General features: G+C 44.0%; 15 protein-coding genes, 1 riboswitch and 1 other annotated feature. Of the genes, 1 reads left to right on the forward strand and 14 read right to left on the reverse strand.

Features of this window, described 5'->3' with window-relative positions; translation table 11 throughout:
* The 13 genes from cysS to R2B72_RS09195 form a co-directional block, all read right to left on the reverse strand.
* On the reverse strand, window positions 1–1401 hold the full coding sequence (gene cysS / locus R2B72_RS09135) for a cysteine--tRNA ligase (RefSeq protein WP_318616169.1): 1401 nt from the start codon (window positions 1399–1401) through the stop codon (window positions 1–3).
* Window positions 1398–2060: a serine O-acetyltransferase gene (gene cysE, locus R2B72_RS09140; protein WP_318616171.1), complete on the reverse strand. Its 663-nt coding sequence runs from the start codon at window positions 2058–2060 to the stop codon at window positions 1398–1400. The genes cysS and cysE overlap by 4 nt, the downstream gene beginning before the upstream one ends.
* Before the next feature lie 57 nt (window positions 2061–2117).
* Window positions 2118–2332 (reverse strand) — a binding site (T-box leader).
* Between the two features lie 211 nt (window positions 2333–2543).
* Window positions 2544–4004, reverse strand: coding sequence for a glutamate--tRNA ligase (gene gltX, locus R2B72_RS09145; protein WP_318616172.1), 1461 nt, complete (start codon window positions 4002–4004; stop codon window positions 2544–2546).
* A gap of 75 nt (window positions 4005–4079) precedes the next feature.
* Complete coding sequence (gene ispF / locus R2B72_RS09150) at window positions 4080–4556, reverse strand: 2-C-methyl-D-erythritol 2,4-cyclodiphosphate synthase (protein WP_318616173.1); 477 nt, start codon at window positions 4554–4556, stop codon at window positions 4080–4082.
* A gap of 10 nt (window positions 4557–4566) precedes the next feature.
* Complete coding sequence (ispD, locus tag R2B72_RS09155) at window positions 4567–5244, reverse strand: 2-C-methyl-D-erythritol 4-phosphate cytidylyltransferase (protein WP_318616174.1); 678 nt, start codon at window positions 5242–5244, stop codon at window positions 4567–4569.
* 29 nt (window positions 5245–5273) lie between these two features.
* Window positions 5274–6377 (reverse strand): PIN/TRAM domain-containing protein, encoded by a 1104-nt coding sequence (locus tag R2B72_RS09160; RefSeq protein WP_318616175.1) that lies wholly within the window; start codon window positions 6375–6377, stop codon window positions 5274–5276.
* A gap of 185 nt (window positions 6378–6562) precedes the next feature.
* Window positions 6563–7936 carry a DNA repair protein RadA gene (gene radA / locus R2B72_RS09165; RefSeq protein ID WP_318616176.1) on the reverse strand — a complete coding sequence of 458 codons (1374 nt, stop codon included), beginning with the start codon at window positions 7934–7936 and terminating at the stop codon, window positions 6563–6565.
* Window positions 7937–8204: 268 nt separating this feature from the next.
* Window positions 8205–10664, reverse strand: coding sequence for an ATP-dependent Clp protease ATP-binding subunit (locus R2B72_RS09170; RefSeq protein ID WP_318616177.1), 2460 nt, complete (start codon window positions 10662–10664; stop codon window positions 8205–8207).
* Between the two features lie 233 nt (window positions 10665–10897).
* Window positions 10898–11986: a protein arginine kinase gene (locus tag R2B72_RS09175; RefSeq protein ID WP_318616178.1), complete on the reverse strand. Its 1089-nt coding sequence runs from the start codon at window positions 11984–11986 to the stop codon at window positions 10898–10900.
* Window positions 11976–12530 carry a UvrB/UvrC motif-containing protein gene (locus R2B72_RS09180; protein ID WP_318616179.1) on the reverse strand — a complete coding sequence of 185 codons (555 nt, stop codon included), beginning with the start codon at window positions 12528–12530 and terminating at the stop codon, window positions 11976–11978. Before R2B72_RS09180 ends, R2B72_RS09175 begins: the two co-directional genes overlap by 11 nt.
* A 31-nt stretch (window positions 12531–12561) precedes the next feature.
* Window positions 12562–13032: a CtsR family transcriptional regulator gene (locus R2B72_RS09185; protein ID WP_318616180.1), complete on the reverse strand. Its 471-nt coding sequence runs from the start codon at window positions 13030–13032 to the stop codon at window positions 12562–12564.
* A 244-nt stretch (window positions 13033–13276) separates the two neighbouring features.
* The gene (locus R2B72_RS09190) at window positions 13277–14959 is read right to left on the reverse strand and encodes a hypothetical protein (RefSeq protein WP_318616181.1); all 1683 of its coding nucleotides are present in this window, start codon (window positions 14957–14959) and stop codon (window positions 13277–13279) included.
* A 184-nt stretch (window positions 14960–15143) separates the two neighbouring features.
* Window positions 15144–15326: a histidine kinase gene (locus R2B72_RS09195; RefSeq protein WP_318616182.1), complete on the reverse strand. Its 183-nt coding sequence runs from the start codon at window positions 15324–15326 to the stop codon at window positions 15144–15146.
* A gap of 132 nt (window positions 15327–15458) precedes the next feature.
* A riboswitch (SAM riboswitch) is annotated at window positions 15459–15565 on the forward strand.
* Window positions 15566–15670: 105 nt separating this feature from the next.
* Between R2B72_RS09195 and metH the strand changes: the two genes are divergently transcribed.
* The gene (metH, locus tag R2B72_RS09200; protein WP_318616183.1) at window positions 15671–19123 is read left to right on the forward strand and encodes a methionine synthase; all 3453 of its coding nucleotides are present in this window, start codon (window positions 15671–15673) and stop codon (window positions 19121–19123) included.
* A gap of 244 nt (window positions 19124–19367) precedes the next feature.
* Here the strand turns inward: metH and R2B72_RS09205 are convergent, their stop codons facing one another.
* Window positions 19368–19817, reverse strand: a complete 450-nt coding sequence (locus R2B72_RS09205; protein ID WP_318616184.1) for a spore coat protein — start codon at window positions 19815–19817, stop codon at window positions 19368–19370.
* Between the last annotated feature and the right edge of the window lie 45 nt (window positions 19818–19862).

Below are 19862 nucleotides of genomic sequence, written 5' to 3' on the forward strand. Positions count from 1 at the left end.
TTAGTCCCTCTTCCAGCGTGTACCTTGGGCTGTATCTTCTAAGAGAATTCCCTTCGCCTTCAATTCATCACGGATATCATCTGAGCGCTTGAAGTCTTTATTGCGGCGCGCTTCTAGTCGTTCTTCAATCAACACTTCGATGTCTTCATCCAGTAAATCGACTGCACTCATAAACGGTAGCCCAAGAACTGTTAACAAACCATCAAATGTCTGGATGAAATGCTGAAGCACGTCAGCTTGTGTATTCTTCTCTAACAGATAGACGTTTGCTAACTTCACAAGTTCGAAAATCGCTGCAATTGCGTTGGCCGTATTGAAATCATCATCCATTGCCAGTTCAAAAGCCTGTTTGAATTCATCCACTTTGTGAAGCCAGACATCTCGCTGATCGCCAAGGTCCGCGGACGCTCCGAGTCGGTGTTGCAAATTGTTGTACGCTGTGCGAATACGCTCCAAACCATTCGCTGCCCCTTCAACAAGATTTTGCGAGAAATTGACTGGATGTCTGTAATGAACAGATAAAATAAAGAAACGCAATACTTGTGGATCAATTTGCTTGCGGATATCGTTTACCAGCACAAAGTTTCCGAGTGATTTCGACATTTTTTCATTGTCGATATTAATATAACCATTATGCATCCAGTAGCGTGCAAATTGCTTACCCGTCATCGCTTCGGACTGCGCAATTTCGTTTTCGTGATGCGGGAACGTTAAATCTTGACCACCCGCGTGAATATCAATCGTATCACCCAGATGCTCACGTGCCATCACTGAACATTCGATATGCCACCCTGGGCGTCCAGCACCCCACGGGCTCTCCCATGAAATCTCGCCTTCCTTCGCCGCTTTCCACAACGCAAAATCAAGTGGGTTTTCTTTCTTAATCCCTTCCTCAATACGCGCGCCGATTTTTAACTCATCCGTTGATTGTTGTGACAGCTTTCCGTAACCTTCAAATTTCTGCGTACGGTAGTAAACGTCTCCCTGTGACTCGTAAGCAAACCCCTTATCGATGAGGGCTTTGACGAACTCGACAATGTCTTCAATATGGTCAGTCACGCGCGGATGAACATCAGCCTTACCGCAACCAAGTGCCCCAACATCTTCAAAATAGGCTTTAATGAACCGCTCTGTCAGCTCACCAACTTCTTCCCCTAACTCATTAGCCGCTTTAATAATTTTATCGTCAACATCTGTAAAATTCGACACGTAGGAAACATCAAAACCGCGATACTCAAGATAGCGTCGAACTGTGTCGAACACAATAACCGGACGGGCATTGCCGATATGGATGTAGTTGTAGACAGTTGGCCCGCAGACATACATCTTCACTTTTCCCTCTTCCATCGGGATGAAAGGTTCTTTTTTTCGCGTAAGCGTATTGTAAATTTGAATCGTCATAATAAGTTTCCTTCCTTCTTAGCAGATTTCTCTATTTCATCAAGTCGCTCTTTCAAACTTTCAAGTTCATTTTCAAGCATTCTACATTTATCGGCCACCGGATCCGGCATCGCTTGATGATCATACTTCCCTTTTACTTTAACACCATTCGTAATGACAATCGTCCCTGGGATTCCAACAACCGTTGAATCTGCCGGTACATCCTTTAGCACAACTGACCCAGCTCCCACTTTACTATTCTCCCCAATCGTGATGGAACCAAGCACTTTCGCACCTGACGCAACGAGCACATTATCACAAAGTGTCGGATGGCGCTTCCCCTTTTCTTTACCCGTTCCACCAAGCGTCACACCTTGGTAAATCGTGACGTCGTTACCGATTTCACATGTTTCGCCCACCACAACCCCCATCCCATGGTCAATGAAAAACCTTCGCCCAATTGTTGCACCAGGGTGGATTTCAATCCCCGTGAAAAATCTGCTAATTTGCGACACAATTCGAGCTAAAAATAACAATCTTTTTTTATACAATGCATGTGCAATGCGATGAGACCAAATGGCATGAAGACCTGAATACGTAAGCATAACTTCTAGTGTACTACGCGCTGCTGGATCTTGTTCAAATATGCACTGAATATCTTCTTTCATAAGACGAAACATGTTCTCTCCCCCTTCTTTTCATCAAAAAAAATAAAAAAATACGCCTCTGCCAAAAATGACAGAGACGCATTAAATGCGCGGTTCCACTCCGCTTGGAAGGTGTTCCCTTCCCGCTTAACGTCCATAACGCTGACGATGCGTCCGGCCTACTCACGTTCGGCACGGCACTCAAAGGTGCATTTCCACATTGCAGCGGCACGGATCACTTACAGCCGGTGATGATCCTCTCTGAAGAGCTTGCAATATGTACTTCTCCTTATCAAAGCTTTAGGCCTACAGGATGTAGGTCATGCAGTTGTTGCGAATCGAACTGCGAAGGGTTCGATTTGCCGTATTTCTGTGCTTTTGCAGAAATTAAGGCACGTGATTAGGATGTCGCGTCCTTAAACTGCGTTCCTTAAGATAATTTATATATGCCGAGCTAAATCTTCATAGCTGTTAATCAATTATTTTACACGTTGGATCACTTTAAAGTCAATGCAATTACTTCGCGTACTTATCGACGCGTGCAATCGACTTCTCTTTACCAATTAGCGCAATCGAAGCCTGTAATTCAGGACCATGCATTTGACCTGTCGTCACAACACGGATTGGCATAAATAAGTTTTTCCCTTTATGACCCGTTTCCTTCTGAACTGCTTTAATAGCATCTTTAATAGAATCTGCATCGAATATTTCAAGCGCTTCTAATTGAGTTTTGAACGAAGCCATTACTTCCGGTACTTGCTCTCCCGCTAATACAGCAAGAGATTCTTCATCGTATTCAAGTTCGTCCGTGAAGAACTGGGCTGACAATTCAACAATTTCAGCTCCAAAGCTCAGTTGATCGTGGTAAAGGGCTATCAAATCGCGTGCCCATGCACTTTCCTGCTCCGTCATTTCTTCCTTCACAAGGCCTGCCGCTTGTAGATGCGGCAAGACAAAATCGACCACTTCGTCAAGGCTCATCTGTTTCATATATTGATTGTTCATCCACGTCAATTTCTGTTTATCGAACATAGAAGGTGATTTCGATAAACGACTTTCGTCGAATAACTTAACCAATTCTTCATGAGAGAAGATTTCTTCTTCCCCACCCGGCGACCAGCCAAGAAGGGCAAAGAAGTTGAACATCGCATGTGGTAAATAACCTAGGTCTTTATATTGTGAAATAAATTGAATAATGGATTCATCACGTTTGGAAAGTTTTTTACGATCCTCATTGACAATCAATGTCATATGTCCGTAACGTGGGTATTCCCATCCGAAAACGTCGAATATCATTAATTGTTTCGGCGTGTTCGTCAAATGCTCCTCACCACGGAAAACGTGAGAGATTTTCATGAAATGATCATCAAAGACAACCGCGAAGTTATACGTCGGAATGCCATTTGCTTTAACTAGTACCCAATCACCAATATCCTTCGATTCGAATGATACCGTACCACGGACAAGATCTTCCACTTTATACGTAATATTTTCCGGAACTCTCATACGAATGGTATGCGCAAGGCCTGCCGCTTCTTTCGTCGCAACTTCATCAGCCGTCAGGTTACGACAAGTTCCGCCATACATTGGAGCTGCAATGCCAGATGCCTTCTGTTTTTCACGCTCCGCTTCAAGCTCATCCGTCGTGCAGAAACATTTATAGGCATGCCCACTAGCTAGCATTTCCTGTGCATGCTTTGTATAAATATCGAGGCGCTCCATTTGACGATAAGGAGCGTATGGCCCACCGATATCAACAGATTCATCATAATCGATACCTAACCATTTCAAATTGTCGAGTTGTGACAACTCGCCAGCTTCGATATTACGTTCAATATCCGTATCCTCTATACGCACGATGAATTTCCCACCGTGATGGCGTGCAAATAAATAATTGAAAAGCGCTGTTCGCGCCCCACCGATATGTAAATGGCCAGTTGGACTTGGCGCATAGCGTACACGTACTTCTGTTGTCATAGTTCGTACATCTCCGTTCTCATTTGATTACATGCCATTCTACCACTTGCTAGACCCCTTATCAATGACGCCTAGTTATGACTTCACAAGTAAAATTGTAGCCATCGATGCGATACCTTCTTCACGTCCTACGAAGCCCAATTTCTCCGTCGTTGTCGCTTTGATATTCACCTGCGTAATATCCGCATGTAACAGTTGTGCCACACGTTCACGAATTTTATCAATATGGGGTGCCATCTTTGGCTTTTGGGCCATAATCGTACAATCAATATTGCCCAGCTTGTACCCTCTATCTTCAACAAGCTTCCAAATTTCTTCTAAAAGTACCGCAGAATCAGCATCTTTAAACGCCGCATCTGTATCAGGGAAATGTCTCCCGATATCCCCCTCACCAATCGCCCCAAGTGCCGCATCGGTAATTGTATGTAGCAATACATCCGCGTCAGAATGCCCCGTCAATCCCCTATCATGCGGAATCGTAATTCCCCCAACAATAAGCGGACGTCCTTCCGCGAATTCATGCACATCAAATCCTTGTCCAATTCGAATCATCTTTCTCCACCTACCGTCTATTTAATAAAATTTCTCCAAAAACAAGATCTTCCTGCGTTGTCATCTTGACATTGTCATAGGTACTTTCCACAATCCTCACAGGATGACCTAGTCGCTCAACTAGCATTGACTCATCCGTGCCAAGAAAGCCCTCATCTTCAGCCTTATTAGAGGCCTCTTGCAATAACGTATAACGGAATGCCTGCGGTGTTTGGATAATCCACAACTTGTCTCGATCTACCGTGTCCTCCACTACACCCGCCGAAGCAAATTTCATTGTATCTTTCGCCCGAACACCCGCAATTGCCGCGCCATGCTCAGCCGCAACTTGAACAAGTTCGTTAATAACTGCACGGCGAATAAATGGCCTTGCGGCGTCATGAACAAGGACGATTCCACTCCCTTTATACGCTCGAATACAGGCGGCGACACTATTTTGCCGCTCGCCCCCTCCATCTACCATCGCGGTCACTTTCGTGATGGCATACTGTTCAAGCATGGACTGAATAGCCTGCCGTTCATCTGGCTTTACCGCCAAAATAATTCCTTCACACGCCAGATCTCCTTCAAACACATCAAGTGTATGCGCAAGAATTGGCTTATCATCTAATTTCAAAAAAAGTTTATTGTAGCCGGCACCCATCCGCTGTCCGCTTCCAGCTGCCGGCATCATGACTGTATACTTCACGACTGATCTTCCTCTTCTTTCAATAATGCTCAATTCGCTCTTGCAGATTTGCCGTTTTTCGGTTTCGCAAAAATCATTCTTCCTGCCGAAGTTTGTAACACGCTTGTCACGACAACATCGATTGCATTACCAATATGGTATCTTCCATCTTCGACAACAATCATCGTCCCATCATCCAAATAAGCAATGCCTTGATTATGCTCTTTACCATCCTTAATAACGACAACATGCATATCTTCACCCGGAATAACTACTGGTTTCACTGCATTCGCCAAGTCGTTAATATTCAACACCGATACTCCGTGCAAATCCGCTACTTTATTAAGATTAAAGTCATTGGTAACGACAATTCCACCCATTTTTTTCGCCAAGCGCACAAGTTTCAAATCAACTTCTGAAACATCGGCAAAATCCTCATCTGTGATTAAAATATTGGGACCATCATCTGTTTGCATGCGCTTTAAGACATCCAGCCCACGTCTACCTTTAGTCCTTTTCAACGTATCCGAAGAGTCTGCAATATGCTGTAATTCTGTCAAGACAAACTGAGGCACTACGAGTACCCCCTCAAGAAAACCAGTTGCTGAAATATCCGCGATTCGACCATCAATAATGACACTTGTATCCAATATCTTATTGAGCTTACCGTTCGTTTTCACAGACACTTCTTCGGTATCTTTCTTTTTCAATCCGCTACTTTTTGTAGATTGCACGGCATGTATGAACTCTTCACGCTTTTTAAAACCAACCTGGAACCCTAAGTAACCGAGAAGAATCGACATTAGAATAGGTAAGACAGACGTGATAATCGGAAGCTGGATACTATTTAAACCGAAACTAACAAGAAACGCCAAACTTAAACCAACCATCAGACCAATCGTTCCAAACAACAAATCAAAAATCGGCGCCTTCAGTAAACGTTCTTCCATCCATTTGATAAAATTAACGATTGGTTCAGTTAGAAAGAGACTTAACACAAATAAAATTGCTGTTCCGACAGTGGCGAAAACATACGGATTATTGATAAATGGATTTGAAGCGAAAGAAAATAATGTGAATAAATGCGGTAAAAATAAGACGCCGAGTGTTCCACCGATAAGCAAGAATGACACTTGAACTACTCTTTTCAACATATGAACCACCTCCTTTTAAATAATTATACATGTTTCCTCTACAAACCGCCTTGATAAGCATTGAGTGCACGGAAATTCCCTTTCATACAGGATAAGACTCCACAGTATGCATCAAAGTTTCTTTAGTACTCTGCCATTTACTCACAACAGAGACAGGACTGCCTTCACGACAATCCCACACGCCGTTAGTTTGAAAAAGTAAGCTTTAAGGCTTCGCCAACAGTTTCAACACCTACTACTTGAATGCCTTTTGGATAATCCCAGCCACCTAGATTTGAGGCGGGAATAATCACTCGTTCAAAACCTAACTTTGCCGCCTCCGTTACACGTTGTTCAATTCGAGAAACACGACGCACTTCACCCGTTAGTCCAACTTCTCCAATAAAACAATCGGACAAGCCAGCCGCTGTATCTTTATAACTTGAGACGATACTCATCAGCACAGCTAAGTCGATAGCAGGCTCATCTAACTTCACTCCGCCAGCCACTTTAATATAAGCATCCTGCGCCTGCAGTAACATGCCCATCCGTTTCTCCAGCACAGCCATGAGCAGTGACACACGATTTTGGTCAAGCCCCGTCGCCATTCGCTTCGGATAGTTGAAGCTCGATGGAGTCACAAGCGCTTGAATCTCTACTAGAATTGGACGTGTACCTTCCATAGATGCGACGACCGTTGAGCCGGCCCCTCCCTGTGATCTTTCCTGCAAAAACAGTTCAGAAGGATTTAACACCTCTTTTAAACCCGACTGCAACATTTCAAAAATAGCAATTTCATTCGTTGAGCCAAATCGATTTTTCACACTACGCAAAATCCGGTATGTGTGGTGCCTTTCTCCCTCAAAATAAAGGACGGTATCCACCATATGTTCAAGCAATCTTGGTCCTGCAATTTGCCCATCCTTCGTGACATGCCCAACAAGGAAAATAGCAATATTCTTTGTCTTGGCGATACGCATCAATTCCGCTGTACACTCACGTACTTGCGATACACTTCCCGGCGCTGAAGTCACTTCAGGATGATGAACTGTTTGAATAGAGTCAACAATGACAAACTGAGGTTCCACACTGGCAATCGTTTCATGGATTTGGCTCAAATCCGTTTCCGCATAAATATAAAGTTCGTCTGATGCTACACCAAGCCGCTCTGCACGGAGCTTCGTTTGACGAATCGATTCCTCACCCGAAATATACAGCACACGCTGACCTTTATTGGCAAGCAGTGATGACACTTGAAGTAACAGCGTTGACTTACCAATTCCCGGGTCACCACCAATAAGGACGAGCGATCCCGGAACAACCCCACCGCCAAGTACTCGGTTTAACTCTTCTAAATCCGTATCAATCCGTGGTTCTTCTACCGTTTCAATCGCACTAATTGGCAAAGCCTTCTGCCGGATGTTGTCTGTATGCTGGAAAGCACCACGCGGACCTTTTTGAACGATTTCAACTTCTTCGTCCATCGTATTCCATTCGCCACATCCCGGACAGCGCCCCATCCACTTCGGCGATTCATAGCCACAGGATTTACACATGAACTTCGTCTTTCTTTTCGCCATAAAATCCTCCGTATATATCAATTATGCCTCGGCGTAATTGCGTCCAGATTTTGAATCGAGCAAGTGCCCGCAGGATGCGGGTATGCAACCATTGCCGCAGGACGCGGCGCTCTTTGGTTGCCTTCTCACTCCTTTAAAAATCTGTGACATCCGCCGGAGGCTTCATCTTTATTCATCTGAAGTTTGAACTTCGGATGAATGAAGATGAAAAGGACAGTCCAATTCCGTCGAAAAATATTTTCGACGGATGGACTATCCGGTTCGCTCTTTATTTTTCCAGTACAACTTGTTCTTTCTGCTCCTCTGTAACTGTCTGGACGGTAAATTCACCATCTTCCACATCAACGAGCACTTTTCCACCTGTCAAAACAGTCCCTTTCAGGAGTTCTTCAGATAATCTATCTTCAACATGTTTCTGAAGGGCACGACGCAGTGGACGAGCACCATATTCAGGGTCATATCCCGCATCTACAATTTTCAATTTCGCCTCATCCGTTAACACCAGTTCAATATCTTGTTCACCTAGACGCTTCGTTAATTCAGTGGACATCAGTGTAACTATTTTACGTAAATGCTCTTTTTCCAGCGAATGGAACACAATCATTTCATCCACACGGTTTAAGAACTCCGGTCGGAATGCTTTCTTCAACTCGCCAAGCATCGTCTCTTTCATACCTTCATAATCGCGACTCGTATCTTGCAGATTAAAGCCCACATAACGATTTTTCTTCAATGCCTGCGCACCTACGTTAGATGTCATAATGACAACCGTATTGCGGAAATCGACTGTGCGCCCTTTTGAATCTGTCAATCGACCATCTTCCAATACTTGCAGAAGAATATTAAAAACATCCGGATGCGCTTTTTCAATTTCATCGAGCAGTACAACAGAGTACGGTTTGCGACGAACTTTTTCCGTCAACTGACCGCCTTCGTCATAGCCGACATAGCCAGGAGGCGAGCCAACGAGACGTGATGTAGAGTGCTTTTCCATATACTCAGACATGTCGACGCGAATCATCGCATCTTCATCACCAAACATCACTTCTGCTAGCGCCCTTGCCAATTCTGTTTTCCCGACACCCGTAGGTCCTAGGAAAATGAACGACCCAATTGGACGTTTCGGATCTTTTAAGCCAGCACGCGCCCGACGTATTGCCCGGGAAATAGCCGTTACAGCCTCCGATTGACCAATGACACGTTCGTGCAGCACTTCTTCCATATTGAGCAATTTCGCCGTTTCTGTTTCAGCAATTTTAGAAACCGGAATTCCCGTCCACATTGCCACAACTTCTGCAATTTCGTTGACTGTCACTTCCGACTCTGTTTGCCCTTGTTTTTCTTTCCAAGCCGTTTTCGTCGTTTCCAGCTCTTCTTTCATCTTCTGTTCCTTGTCACGGAAAGAAGCGGCTTTTTCAAACTCTTGACTTTGGACAGCTGCATTCTTTTCAGATCGAATCGCTTCCAACTTCAATTCAAGCTCTTTCAAATTCGGTGGGGTTGTATAAGAACGAAGGCGTACTTTCGAACCTGCTTCATCAATCAAATCAATCGCTTTGTCCGGAAGAAATCTATCAGAAATGTAGCGGTCTGACATTTTTGCCGCCGCTTCAACTGCTGCATCCGTAATTTTCACGCGATGATGCGCTTCGTAACGGTCACGCAATCCGTAAATAATTTGAATTGTTTCTTCCACAGTTGGCTCATCAACTTGAATCGGTTGGAAACGTCTTTCAAGCGCAGCATCTTTTTCAATATATTTTCGGTATTCGTCAAGCGTTGTCGCACCGATACATTGCAATTCACCCCGTGCTAAGGAAGGCTTCAAAATATTAGATGCATCGATTGCACCTTCAGCTCCACCCGCGCCAATAAGCGTATGCAGCTCATCGATGAACAGAATGATATTGCCGGCTTGTCGAATCTCTTCCATTACTTTTTTCATACGATCTTCAAATTCGCCACGGTATTTCGTACCCGCAACAACTGTTCCCATATCAAGAGTCATAACTCGTTTGTCACGAAGAATTTCCGGTACTTCATTATTAACAACTTGTTGCGCCAGACCTTCTGCAATAGCCGTTTTCCCAACACCCGGTTCTCCAATAAGCACAGGATTGTTTTTTGTACGGCGTGCCAACACCTCAATGACACGTGTTATTTCTTTACTTCGACCAATGACCGGATCAAGCGTACCCTCACGCGCGATTTCTGTTAAATCACGCGCCAAGCTATCCAACGTTGGCGTCGATGCAGAATTCGTAACACCTTGACTCCCCGTCGTACTGTCGTTGCTACCTAACAACTGTAGCACTTGTTGACGTGCTTTGTTCAAGCTGACTCCCGCATTGTTTAAAACACGCGCTGCAACCCCTTCACCTTCGCGAATAAGTGCAAGTAAAATATGCTCCGTACCGATATAAGAATGACCCAGCTTACGTGACTCATCTACTGATAATTCAATGACCTTTTTAGCCCTCGGCGTATAATGAACGATTGGACCGACATCCTTTGTCCCAGCACCGACAAGTTTTTCCACACCTTGTTCGATCGTTTCAAAGCTAACATCAATCGCTTCAAGCGCTTTTGCCGCAATGCCTCCGCCTTCCCGTATAAGTCCAAGCAAAATATGCTCTGTCCCGATGGATTCGTGTTTCATACGAATCGCCTCTTCTTGGGCAAGTTGCAACACTTTTTGCGCACGCTGTGTAAATCGATTAAACATCATATTCAGTCCTCTCCTTCTATCTGTATGATCAACCCGTTAACTCATCCGCCGAAAGGGTTTATCAATTACGCCTTCGCGTAATTGCGTCCAGAATTTTTCGAGCTTGCTCGAAAATCTCCCCCTATTTATACGTATTCCACTGAACAGATAAGAACTCCTTTATTATAAAAATTGACTTTGACCATATTTGACCTTACTATACTAAAGTGGTTGGACATGTGCAAAACACCTGCTCACTCTTCCCCACTTTTTTCTACTGAAGCTGATGTACGCTCTGCATGGAGTCGTTCTCTGAATAGTTTCGCTCTAAATATATCCCGTTCTTCTTGGGATAATTCCACATCGGCATATTTTTGTAAAAAGCCAGGCTGCATAAAAATCATGAGTTCATTCAAAATGGACATATCAATATCCTCAATGATACCCATATCAATACCCAATCGAACATCTGACAAACAACGCGCTGCTTCTCCTGACGGCAACAAACGAGCATAGCTAATCGTACCGAGTGAACGGAAAAGCCTATTCTCAAGCGCAATCCTTGATTTAGCCAATAGCAATTCACGTGCATTGCGTTCATGCGCGATTAAGCGTGATGTGATATTCCCCAAATCAACGAGAATCTCCTGTTCTGTTTTCCCTAGTGTTGTCTGATTAGACACTTGGTAAACATTACCCGGCGCCTCGCTTCCTTCACCATAGCTACCACGAACAACCATACCGAGCCTTGAAATTGCCGGAATAATACGGTCAATTTGCTTCGTCATCGTCAACGCCGGTAAATGCATCATGACCGATGCCCGCATGCCTGTTCCCGTATTCGATGGACAGCTTGTCAAATAGCCAAAATCCTCATCAAATGCATAAGGAAGTTCTTTTTCCAAATGATCATCTACCACATTCGCCTGATTGTAGGCATCCTCAAGCTGAAGCCCCGGGTAAATACATTGGATACGAATATGATCTTCTTCATTCACCATGACACTTATTGTTTCGTCTTCCGATAAAATGACCGCGCCTTGACGATCGGGATTAGCCAAATGCGGGCTAATTAAGTGCTTCTCTACAAGGACTTGACGTTCAAGTGCAGGGAGTTCAGCCATTTTAGTATAGGAATACTCACTTTCACCAATATCCAGCAGGACACCCGCAACGGCTTTGTCAACCGCCAGTGCGTCTTCTTCCGTGAATGCAATTGGGAAATGATAGCCTGTTAGATTGCGCGCCAAGCGGATTCGTGTCGACATAACAATGTCAGAATGCTCACCATGAGTTGTCATCCAGCCTGTCACTGCATTACGCATAAACTTTTCAATCGACATCGCTATTTCCACCTCCATGGGCAAGGTGTTGCTTTAGTGTATTCGCCTCGTCACGTAAAGCTGCAGCTTCTTCAAAATGCTCGGCTTCAATTGCCACTTTCATCTTCATGCGAATTTCTTCGATTTTCTTTTTAATAGCATACAATTCATTGAAAGACACCGGAACTTTTCCTCCGTGGATTGAATGACCATTGTGAAGTTTTCTTAACACATGCGGCAATTTCCCACGAAATGTGTCGTAACACGTGGCGCAACCAAACTTTCCGATATCGAGAAACTTTTGAAATGTCAAACCACATGAAGGACACTCCAGCCCTATTTGCGATTCTCCGCGCGTTTGTTGCTGCGCCTGAAATGGATCCGTCCCGCTAAACCAGTGGGATAGAAACTGCTGGATGGACAACGGTTCCTGATTCGGATTAAAGTGGAATGTCTGTGCATGAAAAGCACATTTATCACATAAATGACGCTCGGCCGACCCCGCCATGCTTTCTTGAGTAATAATGACGGAGGCCGGCCGTTCTTTACAATTTTCACATATCACAAAAATCACCTCGTTGTAGTTAGATTGACAGTCAGTCTAGCTGCTCATATATGAGCGTTACGAGCATCGCCTGTAAAATCCGCGCGCGCAGGATATCGCGTTCCGGGAGCGGCTGATAAAGTGTTGTACGATCGATAGCAGCTAGAATAAGCTTCGATTCTCTTTCCGATATGACTTCCTCCTCCATCAGCCTATAAATAACATCCTCAGCCATCGTAAAGGAGACTCCTGTGCGAATACCTTCTAAAATATGTTCGATCAATTCCTTACGCGAATTGGTCTGCACACGAAAAATACGGATATAGCCACCGCCACCACGCTTCGATTCAACTGCATAGCCGCGTTCTGCTGTAAAACGGGTTTTAATGACGTAATTGATTTGCGAAGGAACACATTGGAACTTCTCAGCAACTTCACTGCGCTTAATTTCAATTATGCCTTTTTGTTCTTCTTCGATGATTGCCTTCAAATAACCTTCTATAATATCAGAAATATTTCTCATGTTTTCACCTCTTTCATACCGGGTGATAAGCCGTTGACTTTGACTATCTTTGACTTAATTGTACATGACATTCTGTTTAATCTGCAAATAAAATGCGCCTCAGCGCATTTTTGTCTAGGGCTTGAACTTCTGCTGAATAAAGTTAAAAGCACTACGCTTCGATAGTATCGTCATGAATGAGTAATATTTAGTCATCAAATAAAAAACGGAGTACGCGAGGAATTCCCCTGTACTCCGTTAATCATTACTTCATACTATTATTCGTCAATTTCTTCACTGGCAAAAACAGTTCACCCGTCTCTAGATACGTAATCATCAACTGATCACCTTCTTGGATATAAATGGAAAGCAGCGCAGTTTCAGAGGATACGCTGAAGTTTCGTCCATCAGTAGCCAAAAACGAGACGAGCGTAAAGTCGCCGATGCGTTCCTTAAAAACACGTACGACAGTCACTGCTACTTGCGCCTCTTCAGCGCTAGAATTACCATCGACAGTATTGCCTCCGCGTTGAAGTGCCGCTTTGTACAATTTCAATGCTTCATTTGGAGAATTTCCATACACCGATATTTCCGGATTTGCAGCCGATACGATGAAGTAATTTTGCAAGAATCCGTTTGAATCAAGCACCGGCGTTAACCAACTTGCTTCCCCGTAAAAGTTGTACAATACTGGCATTTCACCAGACCATTTCTTTTCGATAAATTTCTTTTCAATAATCTGAAGAGCACCTTGTGAATCCATATACGCTTCTTCCAGATTGCCCGTATAATACGTTGCTTCACCTGTTCGTCCATCAGTCAAGGCATAACCAAGCATCGAATCAATACCTTCTTTCGGACTTGTGAAATCAGTGAAATAATACATATGACCGTTCTCGTCAAAAATCGGACTTACATTCGATTCGGTCCCTTCATCCGATGGTAATTTCACATCTTTTTTCCCAAATACAGAATTCCAGAATCCGTGTACGTAATTACCAAAATAACTATTCTGCAAACTAACTGCCTCAGGAGAAACGGCACCATCGATAAATGCAGGTACATCTGCAATTGCATATTGCTTTACATCACCTGACTCCGGGTCGACCACTACAATCCCTTGAACATCAAAGCCGTCACGTGCCGTAATAAAGTTCCCATATGAGCGGATATAATATGGTTTCCCCTCATCATTAATTTCTAACTGAACATCGCCATAGAAAATAAGACTCGGCATTTCCATCCGTATATGACGCTCCACTTGCTTATGGAAAAAAGACGACGGCGTATAAGCCATTTCAGCCTTCACGAATTTCGGATTGTCTGCCGAGTCAGTCGCACTCATTGTGAAGTAGCCTGGTGTCGTTTTACCAGCCCACCACTTGAAAAGACTCGAAAATTCAACAGGTGCGATGTAGACAAAATCATCGCCAACTTTTTGAATTTGTAAATTGCCGAGTTCATAATAACTTGGATTCGGAACTTGAACGAACGCCTTCTTCATCTTGTTGCGCGCAAACTTCGGCGGTACGCTTGCAGGCGTTTTGGTTTCATCAAACGCTTTGATTTCCACCTGTTGTTCCATTTCAACCGCCTTGTATTTCTGATTCGCGTTGAATAAAGGTGCACTTAAGATATATGCCCCGAAAGCGATTGCTCCCAACAATAAAACAATCTTCAATCTGCGATCCTTACTCCCTGCCACAATTGCCCCCAACAAAGTGACCACGAGTAGCGGCCCCCATAAAGACGTCCAATTACGATCCATATTCGTTACATAATAAAAGACGAAAATGATGACTGTGCATAAAATAGCAGTGCTAGTAATGGCTGCAACTCTGTTAAACGTCACCTTCACTTTTGTCTCCTTATTGTTCAACACAAACGGGACAATAATTAGGCTAGACACAACACCTGTAATAATTGAAAAGATAAGTAAATTGATCATCTAAATACACTCTTTTCTATTGCAAAGATTTTTTTACATACTCCTTATACGATTAACCTACGGAATTGTTTCACTTTTTATGTATGAAACCTAGACAAATGGCCCTGCTCCCTAGCAATTCCGCTAAACATATACACTGCCTAGAAGCTAAAAAATCGTTAGCACACTCGCTAACGATTTCTCATCAATTCTTTTCTTCATCTTTCGGAAATAAAAAATAAGAAATAATCCCACTCACAACCATCGCACCTAGCGTAATATAAATGCGCGACATAGGTGGAACATCTTGGTGACTCTTGTTTAACATCATGATACTAACCGTCCCGACAATCATCATTACGGGAATAATATATTTAAAAGCTCTCAATTCGTTCACCTTCTGTTTATCATATTATCCCTATCCTACCATAGACTTTCTTGCTTTCTACCCAGGACGGCTTGACGGAAACCATTTATAACGTTATGATGATTTCTACTATTCAACCAACTTAATATTATATTCTTATCAAGAGAAGCAGAGGGAACTGGCCCTATGAAGCTTCAGCAACCTGCCGACAAGGACTGGTGCTAATTCCAGCAGAACCCCCGTGGTTCTAAAGATGAGAAGGGACAACTACGTATATTCGTAAAGCCTTCTTTCTAGGAAGGCTTTTTTTATTTTTCAAGTAGATTTAACAAAATAATTAGTACAAAGAAAGAGAGTGATTCGTTATGTCGAAATATGTTATTGAAGAGCAGCTCCAAAAAAGAATACTCATCATGGATGGTGCGATGGGGACTATGTTGCAAAATGCTAATCTTTCTCCCGAGGATTTCGGTGGCGAAGAATATGACGGCTGTAATGAGTACTTAAATATTGTAAGGCCCGATGTCTTGGATCGCATTCACCGTGAATACTTGGAAGCTGGAGCAGATATCATTTCGACAAATACGTTTGGTGGAACGCCAATCGTTCTCGATGATTATGATTTAGGTGAACACGCACATGAAATTAATTTCCGTGCAGCACAAATTGCCAAACAATGTGCACAAGACTTTTCCACTTCTGACTGGCCTCGCTTTGTCGCAGGTGCAATGGGACCCACAACAAAAACATTATCCGTCACAGGGGGGGCTACATTTGACGGCTTAACACATGACTTTTACATACAAGCCAAAGCGTTGATCGAAGGGGGCTGCGATCTGATACTGATGGAAACAAGCCAAGACATGTTGAATGTCAAAGCGGGTACTCTCGGCATCAAGCGCGCATTTGAGGAAACAGGAATCGAATTGCCTGTGATGATTTCTGGAACCATTGAACCGATGGGGACGACGCTTGCAGGGCAAAGCATCGAATCATTTTACATTTCTATAGAACATATCAAGCCACTTTCCGTTGGCCTAAACTGTGCAACAGGACCTGAGTTCATGACGGATCATCTGCGTTCGCTGTCAGAGTTAGCAACGAGCTATGTCAGCTGTTATCCGAATGCTGGACTGCCAGACGAAGAAGGTCATTACCACGAATCACCTGAATCACTTTCTAAAAAACTACAAGGTTTTGCTGATAAAGGTTGGTTGAATATCGTAGGGGGTTGTTGTGGAACTACACCAGAACATATCCGCGCGATTCGTGAAGCAGTGGCTGATAAAAAACCTCGACAAGGTTCAGAAACTGTTCATGGTCATGCTGTGTCAGGTATTGAGCCTCTGCTTTATGATGACTCTATGCGCCCACTATTAATCGGCGAGCGGACAAACGTTATCGGTTCTCGGAAATTCAAACAGCTGATTGTTGATGGCAAATTTGAAGAAGCATCCGAAATTGCGCGTGCCCAAGTAAAAGGCGGCGCACATGTTATCGATATTTGTTTAGCAAATCCAGACCGTGATGAGCTAGAAGATATCACGAAGTTCATGCAAGAAGTCGTCAAAAAAGTAAAAGTGCCGCTCGTCATTGATTCCACAGACGAAAAAGTGATTGAAGAGGCTTTGAAATATTCACAAGGGAAAGTCATCATTAACTCCATCAATTTAGAGGATGGCGAGGACCGCTATGATGCTGTCTTGCCGCTTGTCAAAAAGTACGGGGCTGCCGTCGTTGTCGGGACAATCGACGAACCAGGAATGGCGGTTACGCGTGAACGCAAACTTGAAGTAGCCCAACGTTCTTACGATCTCCTCGTCAATAAATGGGGACTAGCACCGGAAGATATTATTTTCGATCCACTCGTCTTCCCAGTAGGTACAGGTGATGAACAATATATCGGCTCTGCCGTGGAAACCATTGAAGGCATTCGCCTCATTAAAGAAAAAATGCCACGTGCATTGACCATTCTTGGTGTCAGTAACGTGTCATTCGGTCTTCCTCCAGTTGGTCGTGAAGTGTTGAATGCTGTGTATTTATATCACTGTACACAGGCAGGTCTTGACTATGCGATTGTCAATACGGAGAAACTAGAGCGCTATGCTTCTATCCCTGAAGCAGAAATCAACATGGCCAATGATTTACTGTTCAATACAACCGATGAAACGCTTGCAGAATTCACGAACTTTTATCGCGGCAAGAAGAAAGAGAAAACGGAAGATGATATTCCGAAAACCGTTCCAGAGCGCCTTAGCTATTATATAATCGAGGGAACGAAAGAGGGCCTGATTCCTGACTTGGAAGCTGCTCTTAAGATGTATGATACTCCCCTCGATATCATTAACGGACCTTTGATGGATGGAATGGCTGAGGTTGGACGTTTATTCAACACGAACAAACTGATTGTGGCGGAAGTACTGCAAAGTGCTGGAGTGATGAAAGCATCCGTAGCATTTCTTGAGCAATTTATGGACAAAGCCGAGGGTGACACAGGCAAAGGGAAAATCGTTTTGGCAACTGTTAAAGGTGATGTCCATGATATCGGGAAAAACCTGGTGGAAATCATCTTAAGCAATAACGGCTTCACAGTCATCGATATCGGTATTAAGGTGACTCCTTCAACACTGATTGAAGTTATTCGCAAAGAAAAGCCCGATATTATCGGATTATCTGGACTACTCGTTAAATCTGCACAACAAATGGTTATCACCGCTCAAGATTTTAAAGCAGCAGGCATTGATTTGCCGATCATGGTTGGTGGGGCAGCACTTACTCGTCGATTTACGGACACAAAAATTGCCGCAGAATATGACGGTCCAGTGCTATATGCCAAAGATGCGATGTTTGGACTTGAACTGGCTAATCGACTTCAGGATAAAGATGAAAAAGCTGCATTGCTCATTGAATTGGATGAACAACGAGCAAAGCGCGCGGAAAACGATGCCATTAAAGCAGCGAAAAAAGCGGCGAATCCAGAGTCGGAAGAGACTGCGCCACGACCTATCAAAACAGTCCGTGAAGACGTGCCTGTTCAAGTCCCAAAGGACTTGCGTCGCCGCATTCAAAAAGATTATTCGGTTTCCCATCTTTACCCGTACGTCAACATGCGGACATTGATCGGTCACCACCTCGGATTACGAGGCAATGTCAATAAAATGCTAGAAAACAAAGAGCCACGTGCAATAGAGTTGCATGAAATGGTCACCGGATTTTTAGAATCAGGTAACCTCTCAGCATCTGGACTCTATCAATTCTTCCCAGCACAATCCGATGGAGATGATGTTATTGTTTACGATCCAGAAGATGCAAAAACAGAAATTGAGCGTTTCACATTCCCACGTCAAAGCAAAGAACCATTCCTTTGCCTTGCTGACTATTTGAAACCAGTTTCGAGTGGCGTGATGGATTATGTTGGCTTCATGCAAGTGACGGCAGGACATGGCGTTCGGGATTTCGCTAACAAGTTTAAAGAGGAAGGCAAGTTCCTTGAGAGTCATGCTTTCCAAGCAACTGCACTTGAACTTGCGGAAGGGTTTGCAGAACGAATTCACCAAGAAATGCGCGACCACTTAGGCACTCCAGATGCAACGGACTTTACAATGCTCGACCGTTTTGCAGCCAAATATACTGGACAACGCTTCTCATTCGGCTATCCAGCATGTCCGAACCTGGAAGACCAAGCGAAATTATTCAAACTGTTAAAACCAGAAGACATCGGTGTCCATTTAACGGAAGAATTCATGATGGAACCTGAAGCATCGGTGTCCGCAATTGTTTTTGCCCATCCAGATGCAAGATACTTTAATGTAGATTAACTTGAACCAACAGTAGAACGCAGGCTAAGTTCTGCACGTCTCGTGGCAACAAGGAAGGATGTAGTTCAATCCTTCCCCACTGCATGACCTGCATCGTGCAGGCCCCAAATCTGGATGCAATTACGCCTGGGCGTAATTGCTCTAACAAAGAGGCCTTCATCAGTCGCAAAAATGACTGATGAAGGCCTATCTTTCTTTTTCTATTACAAATACTCATTTTCAGTTGTACATACTAATTTTATCGTCAGCGGCCAAATCCACGGCCGAATCCAGGACCTCCGAACCCGGGACCTCCAAAACCAGGGCCTCCAAAACCAGGACCTCCAAAACCGGGACCTCCAAATCCGGGGCCTCCAAATCCGGGGCCACCCATTCCAGGGCCTCCCATTCCAGGACCACCAAACTGCTGATTCCCTCTAGGGAATATCGTTGAACCTGGCACTGTTCTAGTCGTTTCTGTCACGTAATTACGCGGCACCACCACAGTGTGTTGTCGGTTCACGTTGACAATTGGATGAATAACAGGAACTTCCTGCCGAACGAACGTATCGTGGCATCGGTACTGCGTTGGACACACAATTGGTTGCATCTGATTGCTTGGCCGCATCTGGTTACAACCACATTTTCCATGCATCTTATTGCAGCCACACATTCCGTGCATCTGATTAGCGTTCCATTGTCCATTTTGCATCATACTATCACCTCCTCCTTCTATTACATGTCAGAAGAAGAAGGACAA

This window comes from Sporosarcina sp. YIM B06819 (assembly GCF_033485175.1).
In the GTDB taxonomy this organism is placed as follows: domain Bacteria; phylum Bacillota; class Bacilli; order Bacillales_A; family Planococcaceae; genus Sporosarcina.

Bases quoted from the DNA above. Each gene is read 5' to 3' on its own strand.
- cysS (WP_318616169.1), bottom strand. From the start codon at position 1,401: ATGACGATTCAAATTTACAATACGCTTACGCGAAAAAAAGAACCTTTC.
- cysE (WP_318616171.1), bottom strand. From the start codon at position 2,060: ATGTTTCGTCTTATGAAAGAAGATATTCAGTGCATATTTGAACAAGAT.
- gltX (WP_318616172.1), bottom strand. From the start codon at position 4,004: ATGACAACAGAAGTACGTGTACGCTATGCGCCAAGTCCAACTGGCCAT.
- ispF (WP_318616173.1), bottom strand. From the start codon at position 4,556: ATGATTCGAATTGGACAAGGATTTGATGTGCATGAATTCGCGGAAGGA.
- R2B72_RS09160 (WP_318616175.1), bottom strand. From the start codon at position 6,377: ATGTTGAAAAGAGTAGTTCAAGTGTCATTCTTGCTTATCGGTGGAACA.
- radA (WP_318616176.1), bottom strand. From the start codon at position 7,936: ATGGCGAAAAGAAAGACGAAGTTCATGTGTAAATCCTGTGGCTATGAA.
- R2B72_RS09170 (WP_318616177.1), bottom strand. From the start codon at position 10,664: ATGATGTTTAATCGATTTACACAGCGTGCGCAAAAAGTGTTGCAACTT.
- R2B72_RS09175 (WP_318616178.1), bottom strand. From the start codon at position 11,986: ATGTCGATTGAAAAGTTTATGCGTAATGCAGTGACAGGCTGGATGACA.
- R2B72_RS09185 (WP_318616180.1), bottom strand. From the start codon at position 13,032: ATGAGAAATATTTCTGATATTATAGAAGGTTATTTGAAGGCAATCATC.
- R2B72_RS09190 (WP_318616181.1), bottom strand. From the start codon at position 14,959: ATGATCAATTTACTTATCTTTTCAATTATTACAGGTGTTGTGTCTAGC.
- metH (WP_318616183.1), top strand. From the start codon at position 15,671: ATGTCGAAATATGTTATTGAAGAGCAGCTCCAAAAAAGAATACTCATC.
- R2B72_RS09205 (WP_318616184.1), bottom strand. From the start codon at position 19,817: ATGATGCAAAATGGACAATGGAACGCTAATCAGATGCACGGAATGTGT.